Raw genomic sequence first — 20,824 nt, 5'->3', positions numbered from 1 at the left:
GTGACGCCGTGGCGATCACCGGACGTTTTGTCCTGCTGGCCCTTGCGGGCATCATCCCGCTGATCCTCTTCCCGCGGCCCGTCACGGTGCTGGTGTGCTGCCTGCTGCTGGCCGCGGCCGTCGGCGTTGACCTGGTGCTGGCGCTTTCGCCGCGCCGCGTCGGGCTTCAGCGGAGGCTGCCGTCGAATGTGCGGCTGGGAGAATCCGTGACGGCCGGGTTGCTGCTGGCGAACCATGGCCGCACCCGGCTGCGGGCGGTGGTGCGGGACGGCTGGCAGCCCTCGGCCGGGGCCGCCAATCCGGAGCAGCGGGTGCGCCTTGCACCGGGGGAACGGCGGCTGGTCGACGTGCAGCTGACACCGCAACGCCGCGGCGACCTGCTGTCGCACCATGTCACGATCCGGTCGCTGGGGCCGTTGGGAGTGGCCGCGCGCCAGGTCACCATCGGCCTGCCCGGCCGGCTGCGGGTGCTGCCGCCGTTCCATTCCAAGCGGCACCTGCCGTCCAAGCTGCGCAAGCTGCGCGAGCTGGACGGCCGGGTGGCGGTGCAGGTCCGCGGCGCCGGCACCGAGTTCGACTCGCTGCGCGACTACGTGCGCGGCGACGACGTACGCTCCATCGACTGGCGCGCCACCGCCCGGCGGCAGGCCGTCGTCGTCCGCACCTGGCGTCCGGAACGCGACCGCCGGGTGGTGATCGTGCTCGATACCTCCCGCACCTCGGCCGCACGGATCGAGGACGAACCGCGGCTGGACACCGGAATCGAAGCCTCCCTGCTGCTGGCCGTGCTCGCCGAGCGCGGCGGCGACCGCGTGGATTTCCTGGCCTTCGACCGGCGGCCACGGGCCAAGGTCGCCTCCGCGGCCAAAGGCAACCTGCTCAACCAGTTGGTCAACGCCATGGCCCCGCTGGAGCCGGAATTGATCGAAGCGGACTGGTCGCAGATTCCCGCGGAAATCCACGCCTTGTCCTCGCACCGGTCCCTGGTCGTGCTGCTGACCGCGCTGGATTCCGGAGCGGCCGAGGAGGGGCTGCTGCCGGTGCTGGCCCAGTTGAGCGCCAAGCACACCGTGGTGGTCGCCTCGGTCAACGATCCGCACGTGGATCGGCTGCGCACCGTCCGAGACACCGTCGATGACACGTTCCGGGCCGCCGCCGCGGAGCGCGCCGTGCTGGAACGGGCAGCAGTCGCCGCACAGATCCGCCAGCTCGGCGCGGAAGTGGTGGACGCTCCCCCGCACGAACTGCCCCCTCAGCTGGCGGATATGTACATCCGGCTCAAAGCCGCCGGACGGTTGTAGCCGCCGTGGATCCCGTCAACGTCATGAGTGGCCGCCAGCCCGCCTCCCGGCGCGGGTGGTGATGCTGTGGTTTCCGTCTACCAGATGGCGCTGGGGCCGGACTTCCGGTTGCTCCAGCCCGAACTGCAGGAATACTTTTCGCTCGCCCCGCCCGGCGCGGACGACGGCGGAACCGGAGCCGGCGGGATCGGCTCCGGCGTGTTCGACGTCGCCGGCTGCCCCCGTCCGGCGTTGCGGCCGTTCCTCGGCCTGACCAGCGCCGACAACGCCTTGTTCCCCGAGTACCAGCACAATGTGCCCTTCAGGATCGAGAACCGGGCCTCCCTGAATGCCCGCGGCGAGCCGGAGCTCACCGCCGTCAGGACACTCAGCTTCCACCACCGGACCCGGATCGTGGAGGACCGGACCAGCTGGGACCGCGATCTGGGCCTTGCCGTCGGCGCCCTGGGCCGCAGCGGCCGCCTGCTGACGGACGTGGCGTGCTCGGTCGGCGCCGACGGCCGGATGCGCCTGGCCTCGCGGCGCTGCCGGCTGTCGGCCGGCCCGCTCAGCATCGGCCTTCCGCTGCTGCTGGATGCCGCGGCTTTCACCGAACAGTGGTGGGATGGATCCGAGCGCCGTTTCCGGATCCGGACGAAGGTCATCCAGCGCCAGTTCGGCACCGTGCTGGAATACTCCGGGTCCTTCTCGTACAGCCTCGTGTCCTAAGGAGTCAGCCGGTTCTGCCGTGCGGTGGTGGGCCGGCCCTCGGGCTCAGGCCTCCGCGACAACCTGGTTGAGCGCGTCCGCCGCCTGGGTGAGCCGCTTGACCACCGCGCGCGCCGTGTCCGGTGCGTGTCCGGCCAGGCCGGAGGACGGCGTGACCCTCAACCGGGGCAGCTGCGTCAACGGCAGGCCCAGCTGCCGCCAGGGGCGAACGACGGAATCCACGAGCGCGCTGACCTGCGGGACGGTGCCTGCGGCCGGGTCGATGAGGCCTGCCCACACCGTTCGGTCCGCTTCCACCGCGGCAGCGATGGTTTCCCACTGCCGGGTGGTCAGCGCGCCTGTGGGGACGGCGAAACCGTCCAGGCCGCTGGCGGCCACGGCGTCGAGGGACGAATCCGCGGCGGGGATCAGGGCGACGACTTCCACGGCTCCGGCAGCGCGCAGGGCGGCGGCCACCAGGTCCCAGGCGGCGGCCGCTTCCGAGGCCGCGACCGACCGCAGCGTGCGGTATCCGCTGGCCGTGGGAATGGTCCCGGCCAGCACGGCATCGAGCTCCGGCTCCTCCAACTGGACCACCAGATCCGTGCCGGCCGGCAGCGCGGCCCTGACGTTGGCCAGGTGTCCGGCCGCACCTGCCGCGAGCGACTGGGCGAGGTCCCGCCGGGCGCCGGCGTCGATCAGGGCACGTTCGCCGTTGTGCAGGTGGAGGTTTGCCGCCAGGGACATGGGCCCGCGCACTTGGACCTTGAGTTGATTGCCGGGGCGGTCTTCGGCGCCGGCCACATCGGCCAGCACGTTCAGGTCGGTGCGCAGCGCGGACACAGCCCTGCGGTGATCCTGGCCCGGACGGTCCACCAGGCGCCAACCGTGCGGCTGCAGGTCGATGAACAGTCCCTCCAGCATGCCCGCGGTTCGTCCGGTCGGGTCCGACCCGGGGCCGCGGTCCGGCAGTTCGACCAGATGAGGCAGGTTTGGCTCGCCGAGTTCACCGCGGACGATGCGTGCAGCCTCGGCTGGTTCCGCGCCGGGCCAGCTGCCCAGCCCGGTGGCGCTGACGTGGGCGGGCCGCCCGCCGGCGGCAGGTGCGGCGGCGGCAGGCACGTCGGAACCGGCTGCCATCTCAGTTACCGCCGTTGTGCTCGTCGGAGATGGCCTGATGGTGCCTGATGACCTCGGAAATGATGAAGTTCAGGAACTTCTCGGCGAAGGCCGGATCCAGATGCGCTTCTTCGGCCAGCCGCCGCAACCGGTTGATCTGGGCGGTCTCGCGGTCCGGGTCGGCCGGCGGCAGCTTGTGCGTGGCCTTGAGGTACCCCACCCGCTGGGTCGCCTTGAACCGCTCGGCCAGCAGGTAGACCAGCGTCGCATCGATGTTGTCGATGCTTCCGCGCACAGCCAACAGCTCCGCCATCACCTCGGGCGCTACCTGGTCGGAGAGGGAGCTGGCGGTCGGGTCGTAGTCATCGGCAAGGTGGGGCTCGGTCATGCCACCAGTTTATGGTTCGGCCCGCGCAGGCGACGCACCGGTTACCGCTCTATGAAGTACCGCCGGTCCTCCGGGCCGGCCCCGGCCGGAGGACGTTCGCGTCCGGCCCGGCCGGAAGAAGGTTCCCGCTCCCCGAAACTTGCGCCTTCAGGAAACGTTGGCCGGGTCCCAGCTCAACGACCGCGCCGAGTCGATGGTTGCCTGGCCCAGCACCCTGGTTCCTTGGTAGAGCACCATGGTCTGGCCCGGGGCCACGCCGCGCATCGGCTCGATGAGGGTCACGACCAACTGCTGGCGGCCGTCGTCGCCGACCTCCGCCTGGGCCCGCGCCGCCACCGGGTCGCCGTGCGCGCGGACCTGCACCATGCAGTCGAACTCGGTGTGCGACTGGACCTCGGGCAGCGGCAGGCCGGCCCAGGAGACTTTGATGCCGCGCATCTGGTCGACGGCCAGCAGGTCCTCGGGTCCCACCACTACCTTGTTCTCCTTGGGCCGGATCTCCAGCACGAACCGCGGCTTGCCGTCGGGTGCCGGCCGGCCCAGTTTGAGTCCGCGGCGCTGGCCCACGGTGAACGCGTTGGCGCCCTCGTGCTCGCCGACGACCTTTCCGTCCTGGTCAACGATGGAACCGGACTCCATCTCGATCTTTTCGGCCAGCCAGCCGCGGGTGTCGCCGTCGGAAATGAAGCAGATGTCGTGGCTGTCCGGCTTGTTCGCCACGGACAGCCCGCGCCGTGCGGCCTCCGCACGCACCTCGGCCTTCGACGGCGTTTCTGCCAGCGGGAACATGGAGTGCTTGAGCTGTTCGTGGGTCAGCACGCCCAATACGTACGACTGGTCCTTGGCCCAGTCGGCGGCGCGGTGCAGTTCGCGGTTGCCCTGCGCGTCCTCCACCACCTTGGCGTAGTGGCCGGTGCACACCGCGTCGAAGCCCAGCGCCAGCGCCTTCTCCAGCAGGGCGGCGAACTTGATCCGTTCGTTGCAGCGCATGCAGGGGTTCGGCGTCCGGCCGGCGGCGTATTCGGCGATGAAATCGTCCACCACATCTTCCTTAAACCGCTCGGAGAAGTCCCAGACGTAGTACGGGATGCCCAGGATGTCGCACGCCCGCCAGGCGTCGCGCGAATCCTCGATGGTGCAGCAGCCCCGGCTGCCGGTGCGCAGCGTGCCGGGCATCCGGCTCAGGGCCAGGTGCACGCCCACCACATCGTGGCCGGCCTCCACCGCCCGTGCCGCCGCCACAGCGGAGTCCACGCCGCCGCTCATCGCTGCCAGTACCTTCATGAATTCGTTTCCCTACTGATTCGTTGTCTGTGTCCGCCGCGGCCGCCAAGCCCTGCGCCCCACCGCACCGGCCCGGTCCGCCGAGGCGTCAGCCGGACTGGGTGCCTGCGGTTTGGATGCTGGAGACGTGGCCGGCCATCCCGGCCTTCCTGGCCCGCGCGTATGCCTCCGGCAGCGCTGCCACCAGTGAGTCAACGTCTGACTCGGTTGTTGTATGCCCGAGGGTAAAGCGTTGTGCTCCGCGGGCTTCTTCTTCGCTCAACCCCATGGCCAGCAGGACGTGCGAGGGCCGGGGCACTCCCGCGGTGCAGGCCGACCCGGTGGAGGACTCCACGCCGGCCAGGTCCAGCAGGAACAGCAGGGAGTCGCCCTCACAGCCGGGGAAGGTGAAATGCGCGTTGCCGGGCAGCCGCAGGCCCTCGTGGTGCGGGTCCGGGGTGCCCCGCAACACCGCCTCCGGGACGCTGCGCGCGACGCCGGCGATGAGCTTTTCGCGCAGTCCCGCCAACCGTGCGGCTTCTTCCGGCAACTGCCCGACGGCGGCCTCCGCGGCCGCGGCGAACGCTGCGATCGCCGGGGTGTCCAACGTGCCCGACCGGATGTCGCGTTCCTGTCCGCCGCCGTGCTGGACAGGCGTCAGCTTCACGTCCCGGCGGACCAGCAGCGCACCGACCCCGACCGGGCCGCCGATCTTGTGCCCGCTGACGGCCAGGGTGTCCAGACCGGACGCTTTAAAATCCACCCCCAGGTGGCCGAACGCCTGGACGGCGTCCGAGTGGACCGGGATCTTGTGCGGCTGCGCGGCGGCGACGATCTCTGCCACCGGCTGGACGCTGCCGACCTCATTGTTGGCCCACATGACGGTGACCAGCGCCACCGCGGCAGGGTCCGCTTCGATCTCCCGTCGCAAGGCCTCGGCTGAGACCACGCCGTGGGCGTCGACCGGCAGCCAGACCGCCTCGGCGCCCTCATGCTTTTCCAGCCATTCCACCGTGTCGAGCACGGCAGGGTGCTCCACCGGCGAGCACAGGATCCGCCGCCGCCGGGGGTCGGCGTCACGCCGGGCCCAGTACAGGCCCTTGACGGCAAGGTTGTCGGCTTCGGTACCGCCGGAGGTGAAAATCACCTCGGACGGATGCGCTCCGGCCGCGGCGGCGATGGTCTCGCGGGCTTCCTCGACCACCCTGCGGGCACGCCGGCCGGAGCCGTGCAGCGAGGAGGGGTTGCCGCTGCGGCTGAGTTCATGGGTGAGTGCGGCCAGGGCCTGCGCCGTAAGGGGCGTGGTCGCCGCGTGGTCAAGGTACACGGGCACGCCAATATTTTACATGCCCCGGTGCGCCTGGTTTCAGCGCTCCTTCCGAACCCGGGGCGGCCCGGTGCCGGCAGGCGGCTCAGCGCCGGTTGATCCTGGCGCAGCAGAACGGCCCGTCCGGATCTGCGGCGACGCCGTGGGACTGGTCGGCACAGCCGGCCAGCATTCCTTCCAGCAGGGCGAGGTTCAGGCCGCATACCGTTTGCGTATGGCTGCGGGCCAGCAGGTGGAACGGGCAGTTCCCCAGCGCATAACCGGCCCCGTCCGGCAGCGGCCGGTAGCCTGCCGCGGCCAGGGCTGCCTCCAGGTCGCCGGCGCCGGCCCCCAGCTCAAGGCCTTTGGCCCGGGCAGCCTCGGCCACCAGTTCGTGCGCCGGGCGGGCGGTCCTGGCCGATTCCTCCACCGCCGTGGCCAGCAAGTCGCCGGCCAGGTTATAGGCACGCTCCGGCACGGAGGCCGATACTTCCGGCACCGCAGCCGCGTAGACCTTGGCCGGCCTGCCCGAGCCCGGTCCCGATTTACCGCTGAGTTTGCGGAACTCGATGGTCAGCAGCCCGTGCCCGGCCAGCGCGTCCAACTGGAGGGACACGGTGCTGCGCGGCAAATCCAGGGCGGCAGCGGCCTGGTCCCGGGTGACCGGTCCGGCGCTGTAGCGGACGAATTCGAAGAGGCGGCGGCGCACGTCGTCGCCCAGGGCCGAGACGGCAGAGAGTCCGGGTGGCGGCTGGTCGGCCATGGCGCCCCTTCCGGTGGCAGGTGCATTGACTTATCCGGAACTGATTTCTAAAGTCGGATGTACCCATTTTAGAACATCTGGCCCTGCCCGGACAGGCAGCCGCCGGTGCTTCCATCAGATCGGCTGCCAGGGGCGGACCCGCTGCGTGCCCGCCGGCACATGAAGGAGCGCTGCCATGGCAGGGAACCCGATCGTCATCGCCGGAGCCGGCCTGGCCGGAGCCACCGCCGCCAAGGAGCTGCGCAGCGGCGGCTTCAGGGACGAGATCGTGCTGGCCGGTGCCGAGGACCAACACCCTTATCTTCGGCCGCCGCTCTCCAAGGGCTTCCTGGCAGGACGGGAGGACGCACAGTCGGGGCTGGTGCAGCCGCCCGGCTGGTATGACGAGCACGCCGTCCAACTGTTGCGCGGCACCACGGTAGTATCCTTCGATCCCGCTGCCTGTACTGTCACGCTCTCCGATGCAGGCACGCTGGAGTACTCGCAGCTGCTGCTGGCCACCGGGGCATCGCCGCGGAGGCTGGAACTGCCCGGCGCCGGGCTGGGGGGCGTGCACTACCTGCGCACGCTGGCGGACAGCCAGAGCCTGCACGCCGTGCTGGCCTCCGGGGACCAGCGGCTGGTCGTGATCGGCATGGGCTGGATCGGCATGGAGGTTGCGGCCACGGCCCGCCAGCTCGGAAACGAGGTCACGGTCCTGGGCCGCGGCGACATCCCGCTCGCCCCCGCGCTGGGCGACGCCGTCGGCAGCATCTTCGCCGATACCCACCGCCGCGAGGGCGTCCTGCTGCGCACCCGGCGCTGGCCCGTGGAAATCCTCGGCGAGGACGGCAAGGTCACCGGCATTGTTTTGGATAACGGCGAGCGCCTGCTCGCCGACGCGGTTCTGGTGGCCATCGGCGCCGTCCCGAACACCGCGTTGGCCGAAGCTGCGGGGCTGGCCGTGTCCAGCGGCATTGACACCGACCAGACGCTGCGCACCTCCGCGGAGCATGTCTATGCTGCCGGCGACGTTGCCCGTGCCTACCATCCCGGTTACGGCGCACCGTTGCGCAGCGAGCACTGGGCGAACGCCCTGGCCCAAGGGAAGAACGCTGCGTCCGCCATGTTGGGCCATAACCCGTCCAACGACGAGATCCCGTACTTCTATACCGACCAGTTCGGAATCGGAATGGAGTACTCCGGCTATTTCCCGTGGTCGGCGCGGGGCGAGCCGGTGTTCCGGGGGAACTACCAGGACCTCGACGCCCTGGAGTTCATCGCGTTCTGGCTGCGCGATGGCAAGGTGGTGGCTGGTATGAATGTAAATATTTGGGACGTCCAGGAAACCATCCAGGACCTCATCCGATCCGGCCGCAGCGTGCATGCCGCGGACCTGTCCAATCCCGACAAGGAGCTGACCAGCCTGTGAGCCAGCCACTGATGGCGCGGACGCCGTCCAGCGCCTTCCTGCCCGAGCTGTACCACCCGGTGCATGACTTCGGCGTCCGCCGGATCGACTTCCGCCGCCACGTGGCGCTGATGGCCATCGTCAACCGCACCCCCGATTCCTTCTACGACACCGGCCGCACCTTCACCCGGCAGGCGGCCATCGACGCCTCCTTGGCGGCGGTGGCCGCCGGCGCGGACTGGGTGGACATCGGCGGCGTGCCGTTCGCCCCGGGCCCGGCATTGTCCGCGCGCCAGGAAGCCGAGCGGATCGTTCCGGTGATCGAGGCCGTGCGGGCCGGTTCGGACGCCATCATTTCCGCCGACACCTACCTGCCCGAGGTTGCCGAAGCGAGCATCCGCGCCGGGGCCAACGTCATCAACGACACCACCGGCCTGCACCATCCGGAGCTGGCGGCGGTCGTGGCGGAAGGCGGCGCGCATCTGGTCATCACCCACTCGCTCGCCGCCCCGCGCACCGTGTATCCCCGCCCCCGGTACGACGACGTGGTCGACGACGTCGCGGAGTTCCTGCGGCGCAAGGTTCAGCTGGCCTTGGAATTGGGCATTCCGGCCGGGAAAATCATCGTCGACCCGGGCCACGACCTGAACAAGAACACGCTGCATTCGCTGGAAATCACCCGCCGCTTCGGCGAAATCGCCTCCCTCGGTTACCCGGCGCTGGCGGCGGTGTCCAACAAGGACTTCATCGGCGAGACACTGGCGCAGCCCAAGCAGGAACGGCTCTCCGGCTCACTGGCCGCCGCGGTGATGTGCATCATGAACGGTGCGCGGATCCTGCGCATGCACAACGTCGCCGAGGCCAGTTCTGCCATCCGGATGACCGAGGCCGTGATGGGCTGGCGGGAACCGTCTTACCTGAAGCACAACATGGGCGACGTCAACGAACCGGCGGCGCCGTGACCCGCCCGATTCGCCGCCTCCTGCCGCCAGGACCGGAACAGGCCACCGACCAGCAACTGCTGGCCTGGTACGGCGAACTCCCCCGCTCCGGCACGTGGGTCCGCTTCAATTTCGTCGCCAGCCTGGACGGCGCCGCGACCTATGCCGGCCGCTCCGGAACCTTGGGTGACGAGGTGGACCAGCGGGTCTTCCTGCTGCTGCGCAGGCTGGCCGACGTCCTGGTGGTCGGTGCCGGAACGATTCGGGCCGAAGGCTATGGCGGTGAGCTGCTCTCGGCCGAGTCCCAGGCGTGGCGCCTGGACCGCGGCATGAGTCCGCACCCGCCTGTCGCCGTGGTCTCAGCGTCGCTGGACCTGGACCCGGGCAGCGCGTTCTTCACCGCCGCGCCCGTGCGGCCGATCGTACTGACCAGCGCCGCGTCGCCCGCGACCCGGCGCCGCGCACTGGAACCGGTGGCCGACGTGCTCGACGCCGGCACCGCCCGGGTGGAACCGGCGCGGGTGGTGAAAGCGCTGGCAGCCCGCGGCTACGAGCAGATCCACAGCGAGGGCGGGCCCCTTCTCTTCGGCAGCTTCCAGGCGGCGGGACTGGTGGACGAGCTGTGCCTGACCATCAGCCCGGTGTTGGCCGGCGGGACCGCCAAGCGGATATCGGACCACCTTCCCGGCGCGCGCGAGTCGCTGCAGCGGCTTCAACTGCGGCAGGTGCTCGAGTCCGGGTCCATGCTGCTGCTGCGCTACACCGCCGCAAACAGCGCGCCGGGGACCGCGTCCACCGACACCGGCAGCCTCCCCACCCGCTCGCCGTCCGCGTAAGCGGTGACGCCGGCAGCTTCCAACCGGACCGTCCTGACCTGCTCGATGTGGACCGCCGGATGGCTGATGTGCCGGCCGGCATAGACGCGCGGAAAGATGCCGACGAAGGCGGGACGGGACAGTGGCGAGACGATGAACAGATCCAGCAAACCGTCGTCGTACGCCGCCTCCGGCACGACGCGCATCCCGCCGCCAAAGGAGCGGCCATTGGCCACGGCCACGAGCATCGCGTCGGTCTGCCGCGGCACGCCGTCCACGACCAGGCGGTAGCGGATGGGGCGGAAGGCGGCGAGTTCGCGCAGCATGGCCAGCGGATAGCGCAGCCGGCCGCGGGGGAAGCTCCAGCGGTTGGCACGGTCGTTGACCGCCGCGTCGAAGCCGGCCGAGAGGACCCCGGCGAACCAGGCTGTGGAACCGTCCGGATGCGTTACCCGGCCAAGGTCCACCCTGCGGGGCTGCTCCAGGGCGCGCAGGAAATGCCCGACGGCGGCGACCGGCCCGGCGGGCAGGTCGAACAGCCGGGCGAAGTCGTTTCCGGTGCCTGTCGGCACGATGCCCAGCGGAACCTGTGAACCGGCCAGCGCGTTGACTGCTAAGTGAACCATTCCGTCACCGCCCACTACCAGGAGGGCGGAGACCCCGCGGCGCAGCACGCCGGCAACCAGGTCAGCGAGCGCAGCCCACGTTTCCGCCCGCAGCTCGACGGCGGGGCGGCCGCGCTGGGCGAGTTCGGCCATCACTTCCGCTCCGGCACCGGCGGCCGCTCCGAAGGACGCGTGCGGGTTGACGGCAACGGCGATAGGCGCGGAGGACGGCGGCGAAGTCACAGCAGATCATTGTGGCATCGCGACGGCCCGCCGCTGCGGTACGACACAGGCGGCCGGCAGGTGGCGGTTACACTTGGCTTCGCGCAGGACCCCGAGACCCTACAGAGAGGCGGCCGGTGATTCCCCTATCCCACTACGACGTCCTGGGGCTGCCGGTCAATGCCACGGCGCACCAGATCAAGGCCGCCTACCGCCGGGCCGCCCGTGCCACGCACCCGGACCACGGCGGGGACGCCGCCGAGTTCCGCCGCGTCAGCCTGGCCTACGAAATCCTCAGCAACCCGCAGGCCAGGTCCCGCTATGACCGTTCCTACGGTGCCGCCGATCCGGGCGCCTCGCCGGACGGCACCGGAACCTTCGCGGCCGGCCCAGGTCCCCGACACTCTGCGCCCGGACAACGCGGCCCGTCGGCGGCGGACTCCCCCGTCTACGTTCCCGCCTACGGCTCCCCGGACGAATCCCCTGCGCTGCCGGAGAGCATAGCCCGCCAGCACATCCACGGGGTGCCGCGAAAGCGTGGCATCTTCGGTGCCGGAGCCAGGCTGCGCCGCGAGGCGCTGACGGTGCAGCTGATCAGCCGGCAGATCCTGCCGGCCATCCCGTCCGCCCGGCTGGTCAACGGCCTGCATTCGCCGGCGGACAACGGCTTCATCGACCACGCACTGTTGGCCGGCTACCGGCTCGCACTGATTGATTCGATGCTGCTGCCGCGGGGGAACTTCCGCTGGGACGGCCGAACCCTGCACAAGGACGGGCGGATCGTGGAACCGCCGAGGCTGGCACCGGCGGTGCGCAGGATGCAGGAACTTTTTCCGGAGCTCAATGTCACCGGCTGGACGGTGATCCACTCCGCGGACGGCAACCTCCACGAACCGGTGATCGATTACACGCGCGGCTACGACCCGGACGGGATCGTCCCGGTACACGTGGTCAACGCGGCCCGGCTGGTGCGCGAACTCAAACAGTTCCTGTCCTCCGGCCCGGCGCCGAACACCGTGCACGTCCCCTCGCTCGCCAAGCTGCTGGGCGGCATGCACGCCTGACGTCCTGCTTCCGGGCCCGACGGCGGATGCCGGGCCGCGGCCGCGGCGCGCTTAGGATGGAATCCGTGTTCCGCATCCTCTTCTACACTCCCGAAATCCCCGGCAATACCGGCAACGCCATCCGGCTGGCGGCGGTCACCGGGGCCGAACTGCACCTGGTCGAACCGCTGGGCTTCACCTTCGAAGACTCCAAGCTGCGCCGCGCCGGGCTGGACTACCACGATCTTGCCGTGGTCCGGGTCCACGCGGACCTGGAAGCGGCGTGGGACGCCCTGCAGCCGGAGCGGGTCTTCGCTTTTGCGTCCGACGGGGAGCGCTCCTACACAGACGTCGCCTACGCTCCCGGCGACGTGCTGATGTTCGGGCCGGAGTCAGTCGGGCTGCCGGCATCGGTCAAGCAGGATCCGCACGTCACGGCGCGGCTGCGCCTGCCCATGCTTCCGTCGCTGCGGTCGCTGAACCTGGCCAGCTCGGCCTCCATCGCCGTCTATGAGGCCTGGCGGCAGCACGGTTTTGCCGGGGCGAAACTGTAGCGCCTACGCGACGGGATGCCCCGGCGTGTCGGGCTGGACCCTGCCTCCCCCGCGGACGGATAGACTTGAAACCTATGGATACGCCCCAGCCATCTGATCGCCTGGCCAGCCCCGGTAACTCCACCGGGGACAACGACTACGCACCGGATGACGACGTCTCCGTGCTGCACGCCGACCAGCTCACCGGCGGATCAGAAGACACCGAGCGGCGGCCGATGCCGGCCGTGACCAAGTGGCTGCTGCTTGCCCTGGCCGCCGTCGTGGTGGTGGTGGGGGCCATCGCCGTAGCGAAAACCCTGGGCGGAACCTCGGACCAGGACGTCACGGCTGCTCCGGACGTCTTCTCCAGCCAGCAGGAGCTGGAGGGAGGCGGCACAGTGGACGCCTCGGTGTCGCTCCGCGAGAACGCTGCCGTCCTGACGTTCCGCGGCGTCCAGGCGTCCGAGGGGCGCACGTACCAAGTCTGGCGGCTTCCGCTGGACGGCTCGGCACCGGTGTCGGCTGGGACCATCGACGCCGCCGACATCACCTCGGGCAACCCGGTGGTCATCGACGGCATCTCCACCAGCCGCGAACTTGCGGTCTCTATCGAGGCACCCGGCGGGGCCGAGTCCCCCAGCCTGCCGTTCGCCGTCGTCATTCCGCTCGCCACGCCGTAGCCCGGCGCCGCCGGCGACCTGCCGAGGCCGGGTGCGACGCCCGGCGCAGGCCTGCCACAGTGCTGCCGCGTGGGGCAACCAGCCCCGGTGCCGCCGCGAGGGCAGATCGGCCAGCCGACAGCCTGTCAGAATCCGGCGATGGTTTCCGGCGTATTGATCCCCACCACGTGGAAGGCTTCCGCGCTGCGTCCGGGCAGGCCGCCGCGCATGGCGTTCTCCGCCAGGTTCTGGCGCACGCGGGCGTCCATCGCGGCCAGGTCCGGATGCTGGCTCGCGTGGATCCGGATGGCGGCCAGCTTTGTGTCGACGTGGTCGGTGATGTCCACGTAGTGGTTCTCGCGCTCCCGCGGCCCGCCGTAGAACCACAGGAACGGCACCTTGTAGGCGGCCAGCCCTGCCTCGAGCAGTTCGGGATAGGCGTAGGGATTCTCCACGGCCGGGTAGATCGCGCGGGTGACGATTTCGCCGCAGGCCAGGTGGTCCGGGTGGCTCTTCTGGATCCGGTCCCAGGCGCGCTCCGGATGCATGGAGAGCACGATGTCGGGACGGATGCGGCGCATCAGTTCCACCGCCTGGCGGATCACGTCGTGGGTAGGCTCCAGGTAACCGTCGGGTTGATGAAGGAAATGCAGGTCGGTGACGCCGGCGAGCGCTGCGGCCTTGGCCTGCTCGGCTGCCCGCAGTTCGACGATTCCGGCGCGCTGGGCCTCGTCGAAGCCGCCCGCGTCGCCGTCGGTCATGATGCAGTAGCTGACCTGAACGCCCGCTGCCGTCCAGCGGGCGATGGTGCCGGCGGCCCCGAAGTCCAGGTCGTCCGGGTGCGCAGCAAAGACCAGGACGCGTTCCGGCTGGAATTCCTCAACGGTCACCGCGGCTAGCCCTTCCGCCGGCGGATCTCGGCGGCGGCCTGCGGCAATACGGTGGCGAGGTCGCCCACGATGCCGAAGTCGGCGATCTCGAAGACCGGCGAGTCGGCGTCGTTGTTGACCGCAACAATCACCTTGGCCGTCTGCATGCCGGCCTTCTGCTGGATCGCCCCGGAGATGCCCGCGGAAATGTACAGCTGGGGCGAGACGGTCTTGCCGGTCTGCCCCACCTGCGCCGAGTGCTCAATCCAGCCGGCATCGGTGGCGGCCCGGGACGCGCCCACCGCCCCGCCGAGGGCGTCGGCCAGGTCTTCGATCGGCGAGAAATCGCCGCCGGTGCCGCGGCCCCCGGCCACGACGACGCGTGCCTCGGTCAGGTCCGGCCGGCCGCTGGCGGCCTTCTCGGTGCGTTCGGTGATGCGGGCGGCGGGGCCGAAGTCCCCGGCCTCGACCGTCACAACCTGCGGCACCGCCGCTTCGGCCGCCGGAGCTTCGGCCACAACATTGGCCTTCACGGTGATGACCGGCGTGCCTTCGGTGACATTGGCCTGCACGGTGTAGGCGCCGGCCAGCACGCTCTTGGTCACCGTCAGGTCGGCCGAGACGTCAATGGCGTCGGTGATGACCCCGGATGACAGCTTGATGCCGACCCGGGCCGCGATCTCCTTGCCTTCGAAGGTGTTGTCCAGCAGCACCGCGGCCGGAACGGCCTGGCGCGCAGCTGCCGCCACGAAGGCGGACTTCGGGGCCACGAGGGCGCCGTCCACGTCCGCGGCCGGCACGTAGACGGTGCCCACGCCGTACTCCCCGAGCTCGGTCCGCAGGGCGTCGGTGAGATCGCCGTTCAATGCTGCCACCGGTTCTCCGATGCTGCGGGCGAGCGTGAGCAGTTCCCGTTGGATCTTGTGCAGGGCTTGGCCGGGACGGTCGATGAAGACAAGAACAGAAGTCATGGTGCCGATATCCTTCGCGGTTTCCGTGGCGGACTAGAGCAGGTTCTGGGCGGCCAGGAAGTCCACCAGGCGGATCCCGGCGTCGCCCTCATCGGTGATGATGGTGCCCTGCGACCGCGGCGGCCGCGCTTCTGCCTTGGCGACGGCGGTCCAGGCGCCTGCGGTGCCGACCGCGCTGGGTTCGATGCCCAGGTCCGCCAGCGACACGGTGGCAACGGGCTTTTTCTTGGCGGCGATGATGCCCTTGAAGTTCGGGTAACGCGGTTCGTTGATCTGGTCGGTGACCGATACCACCGCGGGCAGTTCCGCTTCGAGGCTGTCGGCGTGGGTATCGCCCTCCCGGCGGGCGCGCACGGTGGTCCCGTCCACCTCAAGGCTGGCGGCGAAGGTCAGCTGCGGCAGGCCCAGGCGTTCGGCCAGCTGCGCCGGAACCAGCGAGGTTTCGCCGTCGGTGGAGGCCATGCCGGTGAGCACCAGGTCGACGTCGCCGAGGCTGCGGACGGCGGCCGCCAGGACCAGCGACGTTCCGGCGGCGTCCGAGCCGGCCAGGGCATCATCGTTCACGTGCAGGCCTTCGGTGGCGCCGATCTGCAGCGCCTTCTTCACCGCGGTGGCCGCCGCTGCCGGGCCCATGCTCAGCGCGATCACCCGGTTGCCGGCCTTCGGCCCGCCGCGCTCCTCCGCCAACTGCAGGGCGGATTCAATGGCGTATTCGTCCAGTTCGGACAGGATGCTCTCCGACCGGTCCACCGTCGCCGGATCGCCGGTCAGGTGCCGGTCGAACTGCGCGTCCGGTACGTGCTTCACCAGCACCACGATGTTCAAGGCTGTGCCTGCTGCTTTTTGCATCCTCGCTGAACTTCCTTCCGCCGTCCGCGGCCCGCGCGGGTGTTGCGGGTCGCTGCAAACACCCTAACCTTACCGGCAACGCCGCGGCGGTAAACACCTGCGGCGCTGCCGTGTGCGCCACCCGGGGCGGCAGGTGCGCCCCGGGGACGTGCGGGTCAGGCCTGGCCTTCGCCCAGGGTCACGTCGGCGGTGCGTTCTTCGCCGCCGCGCAGGTAGGTGACCTGCACCGTGCTGCCGGCGGCGTGTTCGCGGATGGCCGCGGTCAAGGACTGGCTGTCGCCGATGACCCGGTTTTCCACCCGGGTGATGACATCGCCCTTCTGCAGGCCGGCCTCCTGTGCCGGCGAGCCCTCAACCACCTCCACGACGGCCGCCCCCACCGAGAACTGGGTGTTGCCGGAAGAATTGCCGGAGGGCTTGGCGGTCACTGTCACACCGAGTTGGCCGTGGCTCGCCGTCCCGTCTTCGATCAGGTCCTGGGCGATCCGCTGCGCGTAGTTGCTCGGGATGGAGAACCCCACGCCGATGCTGCCGCTGTCCTCGCTGGAGGACGCGATGGCCACGTTGACGCCGATGACCTCTCCGTTGGTATTCACGAGCGGCCCGCCGGAGTTGCCGTGGTTGATCGCCGCGTCGGTTTGGATCACGTTCAGGAAAATGCTGCCCTGGTTCGAGGAGCGTTCCTCGCCGGGGAACTGGAAGTTCCACTGGTCGCCCGGACCGGGCTGGGCACTGTCGCCGGAATCTTCCGGTACGGCGGAGGACGAGACGCTGATGGTGCGGCTCAAGGTGGACACGATGCCGTCGGTGACGGTGCCCGCCAGGCCCAGCGGCGCGCCGATGGCAATGGTGGTGTCGCCGACGTTGAGCTTGTCCGAGTCGGCAAACGTCGCGGGCGTGAGGCCCTTGGCGTCGGTCTTGATCACGGCCAGGTCCGACAGCGGATCGGTGCCGACCACCTTGGCCCGGTGCACGCCGCCGTCGCTGGTGCGCACCTCGACGTCGGGATTGGCAGTCTGGCCACCCAGCGTCACCACGTGCGCGTTGGTGAGGATATGCCCCTCCGTGTCCAGGATGATGCCCGACCCGGACCCGCCGGTGTTGCCGCTGGCCACCGAGATCGTCACCACGCTCGGCGAGGCCTTGGCCGCCGCGGCGGTGATCTCGTTGACCGAGTCCGTGTTGTTCACGATCAACTGCTCGGGCCCGCTGCCGGTAATCGCGGTGCCCGCGGAGCCGTCAGCCAGTGCCTGCGAACCTACGGCGACTCCGCCGCCCGCCAAACCGGCCAGCAGCATCCCGGCGATCAACGTCCCGGTGCCAAAACGCTTCTTGGTGCTCGCCCCGGCCGGCTGCCCGCCGCCGAAGCCGTAGCCGGAGCCCAGCCCGTGGCTTCCATTGCCGTAACCGGAGCCTGAGCCCGTCGCGTTCCCATACCCGGAACCTGTCGCGTTCCCGTAGCCGGACCCGTAACTTCCACTGCCGTGACCGGAGCCCTGGCCTTGGCTCCCGTAGCCGCCGTGGCTGCCCGCGTTGTCCTGGCCGTAGGCCGGCGCGGCATACTGGCCGAAGGTGCCCGGGGCGTTCTGGCCGTACCGGGGCTGCTGGGCTGTGGCGTTCCGGGGCTCCTGCCGGGCCTGGTCTTGTGCCGGGACCTGCCCGGCCGCCTCAGCTGCCGGGCGGCGGAACGGTTGGGTCTCGTCGGCTGACGCCGGGTGCTCCCCGGCACGGGAGGCCGGCGGATTCTCCGGCAGCGGGGGCATGGGCCGGGCGGGCCGCTGCTGCGGTTCCTGGTTGTTCTCGCTCATGGCAGGTCCTTTCTTGGTCTGCCCTCCACTATGCACGGCTTCGCTGGGATAACCTCGCACGTTTCCTGTAAGGACTCTGGAAACCAGCCGGATGCGCACGGCGGCCGCGGTCCCCGCCGTCGGCCGTGCCCGATGCCGAACCGTGGTGGAACGATGAAGCAGGGCGTTCCAGAGCCGGGAAAAGGGCTGCTCCCGCGTTCGCCACCGGCGGAGGGCGGTGGTGGACGGTGCCAAACGCGGACCATAGAATCACCAGTGGGTGGATCCGCCCCGGCCGGGGCCAGGACCACGTTGACGAGCCGGGGCGCCACGGCCCCAGCTTGCGTTGCTGAAGGGACCTTTATGCGCTCACCGCTCAGGCGTCTGGCGGCCGTAGCCGGCCTGACGGCAGTCTTCCTTGCGCCGGCAGCACTGGCGCACGCCGTGCCGCCGGTCGACATCCCGCCGGGCGAGTTCGTGGTGGACCAGGCCGGTGTGCTGGGCGGCCGGACGGCCGAGGTCGAGGACGCCGTGCGCGAGCTGCAGCAGTCCGAAGGCCTGAACGTCTACATCGTCTTCGTGGATGAATTCACCGAGCCGGCCGACCGCGACCAGTGGGTGCTGGACACGGCGGAGCTGAACTCGCTGGGCTCCGTCGATAGCCTGCTTGCCGTTTCCGTCGACGGCCGCGAATACCTGTTCCAGTCGGCCGAGGACAACCCCGTCGTCTCCCGGGACCAGAACATCGCGCAATCAATCCGGCCGGCCCTCGGCCAATCGGACTGGGCGGAAGCCGCGTTGACCGCCGTGGCGGCGGTCGAGGACGCTGCCACCGGCGGCGACGGTTCCGTTGATTCCGGTGGCGGGGGCGGCTCGCTGGGCCCGGTGCTGCTCATTGGCGGCGTCGTGGTGGTCGGCGGCGGCGCGGCACTGCTGTATGCCCGGTCCAAGCGGAACAAGAACCAGCGCCCGCAGCCGCAGCTGCAGACCGGCCCCGACGGCCGGCCGCTGGATCCGCATGACGCCATGTCCGTGGAGGACCTTCGCAAGAAGGCCGGCAGCCTGCTGGTGGCCGCCGACGACGCGATCAAGTCCAGCGAGCAGGAATTGGGCTTCGCCATGGCCCAGTACGGCGACGAAGCCGTGCAGCCGTTCCGCCAGGACATCACCGCGGCCAAGTCCCACATGATGGAGTCCTTCAAGCTGCAGCAGCAGCTCGATGACCATATTCCGGACACCGAAGAAGAGCAGCGTGCCTGGCTCGGCGACATCATCCGCCGCTGCGAGGCGGTCAACGATTCCCTCCAGGCACACAAAGAGGACTTCGACGCGCTGCGGGAGCTGGAAAAAACCGCACCGCAGGCGCTCGAGCGGGCCCGGGCCGCCGCCCGGGAAACCCGCGGCAGGCTGGATGACGGCACGGCCCGGCTGCGGGAGCTTCGCGCCCGTTTTGCCGACAGCGCGCTGCAACAGGTGGCCGACAACATCGGCCAGGCCGGGGAGCGGCTGGATTTCGTCGAGAACGCAGCCAACACCGCGCAGGACAAGCTCGACGAAGGAGACCGCAGCGCCGCCGTGATTGCCGTGCGTGCGGCCGAGGAGAGCCTGCACCAGGCCAACATCCTCTTGGAGGCCATCGCCAAGACGGCCAAGGACCTCGACGACGCCCGGAACAGCATGGACCGCACCATCGCCGACGCGACGCAGGACATCGCCCAGGCCAGGGCCATCATCGCCTCGGGGCAGCACCCCGAGCTGACGGGCCCCTTGGCCGGGCTGGAAGCTGCGGTGTCCGCGGTCCGGCAGGAGGTCGCCGGGGGACGCGTCGATCCGATCATGATGGTGCAGCGGCTGGAGGCAGCCATGGAGCCCCTGGATGCCTCGCTCTCCGGGATCCGGGACGCCCAGGACCGCAACCGGCGTGCCCGTGAGGCCCTGCAACACGCCATCATGTCCGCGCAGGCGCAGATTTCCGGCACGTCGGACTACATTCAGGCACGGCGCGGCGGCGTTCGCAGCGAGGCACGCACACGGCTGGCCGAGGCGGAACGGAACCTCGACCATGCGCTGGCCATCGCCGACTCGGATCCGGAGCAGGCGCTCAACTATGCCCGCCAAGCCAATGCCTTGGCACAGCAGGCCAGCCAGATGGCCCAGGAGGATGTGGACGGTTTCGGCGGCGGCATGGGCGGCTTCGGCGGCGGCGGGATGTTCGGCGGTCGCGGCGGCGGCTTGGGCGGGGCGATCCTCGGCGGCATCCTCATCGATTCCATCCTGCACGGCGGCCACGGCTCGCACGGCGGCGGCGGAATCTTCGGGGGCGGCGGAGGCGGTGACGTTTTCGGCGGCGGCGGCTTCGGCGGGTTCGGCGGTGGCGGCGGCGGCTTCGGTGGCTTCGGCGACGGAGGCGGCGCCGGCGGCAACTTCTAGACCGACAGGCCGGGCAGCCATGTGGGCTGCCTGGAAGGCAAACAGTTCGAGTAATCCCGATCGAAAGGCATCACCGTGGTAAAGCACTCAATATTCGGCCGCATGGCCCAGCTGGCCAAGGCAAACATCAACGCCCTGCTCGACCAGGCGGAGGATCCGCAGAAGATGCTGGACCAGATGGTCCGCGACTACACGAACAACATTGCGGAAGCCGAAAGCGCCGTCGCGCAGACCATCGGCAACCTGCGCATGCTGCAGGACGACTACAACGAAGACCTCGAGAACGCCCGCAGCTGGGGCGCCAAGGCCTTGGCCGCCAGCCGCAAGGCCGACGAATACCGCACCTCGGGCCACGCCGCCGACGCCGAGAAGTTCGACAACCTCGCCAAGGTGGCGATCCAGCGCCAGATCTCCTCCGAGAACGAAGCCAAGGGCGCCGAGCCGACGATCTCCTCGCAGACCGAAATCGTCGAAAAGCTCAAGCAGGGCCTCAACCAGATGAAGTCCAAGCTCAACGAGCTGCAGAACAAGCGCGATGAGCTGATCGCCCGCGCCAAGACCGCGCAGGCCCAGTCGCAGGTCCACGACGCCATCAAGAGCATCGACATCCTGGATCCGACCAGCGAAGTCGGCCGCTTCGAGGAGAAAATCCGCCGCGAGGAAGCAAAGGTACGCGGCCAGGCCGAGCTTTCCGCTTCCAGCCTGGATGCCCAGTTCGAGAGCCTGGAAGACCTCGGCGAGCAGACGGAGGTGGAGGCCCGCTTGGCAGCGCTGAAGTCCGGCACCAGCCCGGCCCCGTCGTCGCTGGAGGCCGGCAAGGAAACTACCTCAGAAAGCTACTGAGCACCAGCCGTCCAGGCCCTCACGCATGAATGGCTCCGGG

General features: G+C 69.9%; 20 protein-coding genes. 10 read left to right on the top strand and 10 right to left on the bottom strand.

Translation table 11 applies throughout. From position 1 onward, the window contains the following. The first annotated feature begins 8 nt into the window (after positions 1–8). Together AC5RUK_RS08285 and AC5RUK_RS08280 are read left to right on the top strand one after the other, a co-directional pair. Positions 9–1,301: a DUF58 domain-containing protein gene (locus AC5RUK_RS08285; protein ID WP_494151860.1), complete on the top strand. Its 1,293-nt coding sequence runs from the start codon at positions 9–11 to the stop codon at positions 1,299–1,301. A gap of 66 nt (positions 1,302–1,367) precedes the next feature. Beyond that, a complete protein-coding gene (locus AC5RUK_RS08280) occupies positions 1,368–2,009 on the top strand; it encodes a DUF4166 domain-containing protein (protein WP_493989140.1) in 642 nt (213 codons plus the stop codon). 45 nt (positions 2,010–2,054) lie between these two features. Here the strand turns inward: AC5RUK_RS08280 and AC5RUK_RS08275 are convergent, their stop codons facing one another. The 5 genes from AC5RUK_RS08275 to AC5RUK_RS08255 form a co-directional block, all read right to left on the bottom strand. After that, the gene (locus AC5RUK_RS08275) at positions 2,055–3,128 is read right to left on the bottom strand and encodes a uroporphyrinogen decarboxylase/cobalamine-independent methonine synthase family protein (RefSeq protein WP_494107808.1); all 1,074 of its coding nucleotides are present in this window, start codon (positions 3,126–3,128) and stop codon (positions 2,055–2,057) included. 1 nt (position 3,129) lies between these two features. Continuing rightward, positions 3,130–3,495, bottom strand: coding sequence for a chorismate mutase (locus tag AC5RUK_RS08270; RefSeq protein WP_493989138.1), 366 nt, complete (start codon positions 3,493–3,495; stop codon positions 3,130–3,132). A 147-nt stretch (positions 3,496–3,642) separates the two neighbouring features. Continuing rightward, positions 3,643–4,779: a tRNA 2-thiouridine(34) synthase MnmA gene (gene mnmA, locus AC5RUK_RS08265; protein ID WP_494107807.1), complete on the bottom strand. Its 1,137-nt coding sequence runs from the start codon at positions 4,777–4,779 to the stop codon at positions 3,643–3,645. Between the two features lie 88 nt (positions 4,780–4,867). Further along, positions 4,868–6,091, bottom strand: a complete 1,224-nt coding sequence (locus tag AC5RUK_RS08260) for a cysteine desulfurase family protein (RefSeq protein ID WP_494151859.1) — start codon at positions 6,089–6,091, stop codon at positions 4,868–4,870. Positions 6,092–6,170: 79 nt separating this feature from the next. Continuing rightward, a complete protein-coding gene (locus AC5RUK_RS08255; protein WP_493989135.1) occupies positions 6,171–6,827 on the bottom strand; it encodes a helix-turn-helix transcriptional regulator in 657 nt (218 codons plus the stop codon). A 175-nt stretch (positions 6,828–7,002) separates the two neighbouring features. Here AC5RUK_RS08255 and AC5RUK_RS08250 point away from each other — a divergent pair, with 175 nt between their 5' ends. From AC5RUK_RS08250 to AC5RUK_RS08240, 3 genes are read left to right on the top strand one after another with little or no spacing between them, the layout of a single operon-like run. Next, entirely contained in the window at positions 7,003–8,238 is a 1,236-nt protein-coding gene (locus tag AC5RUK_RS08250; RefSeq protein WP_494151858.1) for an NAD(P)/FAD-dependent oxidoreductase, read from the top strand. Next, positions 8,235–9,179, top strand: coding sequence for a dihydropteroate synthase (folP, locus tag AC5RUK_RS08245; RefSeq protein ID WP_494151857.1), 945 nt, complete (start codon positions 8,235–8,237; stop codon positions 9,177–9,179). Before AC5RUK_RS08250 ends, folP begins: the two co-directional genes overlap by 4 nt. After that, positions 9,176–9,994: a pyrimidine reductase family protein gene (locus tag AC5RUK_RS08240; protein ID WP_494151856.1), complete on the top strand. Its 819-nt coding sequence runs from the start codon at positions 9,176–9,178 to the stop codon at positions 9,992–9,994. The genes folP and AC5RUK_RS08240 overlap by 4 nt, the downstream gene beginning before the upstream one ends. Here the strand turns inward: AC5RUK_RS08240 and AC5RUK_RS08235 are convergent. Continuing rightward, positions 9,916–10,821 carry a diacylglycerol/lipid kinase family protein gene (locus AC5RUK_RS08235; protein WP_493989132.1) on the bottom strand — a complete coding sequence of 302 codons (906 nt, stop codon included), beginning with the start codon at positions 10,819–10,821 and terminating at the stop codon, positions 9,916–9,918. The genes AC5RUK_RS08240 and AC5RUK_RS08235 overlap by 79 nt on opposite strands. A gap of 116 nt (positions 10,822–10,937) precedes the next feature. On the opposite strand from AC5RUK_RS08235, the gene AC5RUK_RS08230 reads away from it, so the two are divergent. The 3 genes from AC5RUK_RS08230 (at position 10,938) to AC5RUK_RS08220 (ending at position 13,056) form a co-directional block, all read left to right on the top strand. Further along, positions 10,938–11,864, top strand: coding sequence for a J domain-containing protein (locus tag AC5RUK_RS08230; protein WP_493989131.1), 927 nt, complete (start codon positions 10,938–10,940; stop codon positions 11,862–11,864). Positions 11,865–11,929: 65 nt separating this feature from the next. Further along, positions 11,930–12,397 (top strand): tRNA (cytidine(34)-2'-O)-methyltransferase, encoded by a 468-nt coding sequence (locus AC5RUK_RS08225; protein ID WP_493989130.1) that lies wholly within the window; start codon positions 11,930–11,932, stop codon positions 12,395–12,397. Positions 12,398–12,471: 74 nt separating this feature from the next. Further along, the gene (locus tag AC5RUK_RS08220) at positions 12,472–13,056 is read left to right on the top strand and encodes an anti-sigma factor (RefSeq protein WP_493989129.1); all 585 of its coding nucleotides are present in this window, start codon (positions 12,472–12,474) and stop codon (positions 13,054–13,056) included. A gap of 125 nt (positions 13,057–13,181) precedes the next feature. On the opposite strand, the gene AC5RUK_RS08215 is transcribed toward AC5RUK_RS08220, so the two are convergent. The 4 genes from AC5RUK_RS08215 to AC5RUK_RS08200 all read right to left on the bottom strand — a co-directional run bounded on the left by AC5RUK_RS08215 (position 13,182) and on the right by AC5RUK_RS08200 (position 17,532). Beyond that, the gene (locus AC5RUK_RS08215) at positions 13,182–13,925 is read right to left on the bottom strand and encodes a PIG-L deacetylase family protein (RefSeq protein WP_493989128.1); all 744 of its coding nucleotides are present in this window, start codon (positions 13,923–13,925) and stop codon (positions 13,182–13,184) included. 5 nt (positions 13,926–13,930) lie between these two features. Next, entirely contained in the window at positions 13,931–14,875 is a 945-nt protein-coding gene (locus tag AC5RUK_RS08210; RefSeq protein ID WP_493989127.1) for an electron transfer flavoprotein subunit alpha/FixB family protein, read from the bottom strand. 33 nt (positions 14,876–14,908) lie between these two features. After that, the gene (locus AC5RUK_RS08205) at positions 14,909–15,724 is read right to left on the bottom strand and encodes an electron transfer flavoprotein subunit beta/FixA family protein (protein ID WP_494107802.1); all 816 of its coding nucleotides are present in this window, start codon (positions 15,722–15,724) and stop codon (positions 14,909–14,911) included. A 155-nt stretch (positions 15,725–15,879) separates the two neighbouring features. Then, positions 15,880–17,532, bottom strand: a complete 1,653-nt coding sequence (locus AC5RUK_RS08200; RefSeq protein WP_494107801.1) for a S1C family serine protease — start codon at positions 17,530–17,532, stop codon at positions 15,880–15,882. Positions 17,533–17,874: 342 nt separating this feature from the next. On the opposite strand from AC5RUK_RS08200, the gene AC5RUK_RS08195 reads away from it, so the two are divergent. Both AC5RUK_RS08195 and AC5RUK_RS08190 read left to right on the top strand, forming a co-directional pair. Then, positions 17,875–19,941: a TPM domain-containing protein gene (locus AC5RUK_RS08195; RefSeq protein WP_494151855.1), complete on the top strand. Its 2,067-nt coding sequence runs from the start codon at positions 17,875–17,877 to the stop codon at positions 19,939–19,941. A 75-nt stretch (positions 19,942–20,016) separates the two neighbouring features. Further along, positions 20,017–20,784, top strand: coding sequence for a PspA/IM30 family protein (locus AC5RUK_RS08190; protein WP_493989123.1), 768 nt, complete (start codon positions 20,017–20,019; stop codon positions 20,782–20,784). Positions 20,785–20,824: the final 40 nt, after the last annotated feature.

The sequence above is a fragment of the Arthrobacter sp. Y3223065 genome, assembly GCF_059090885.1.
This window is presented reverse-complemented; position numbering and strand designations above follow the sequence as displayed.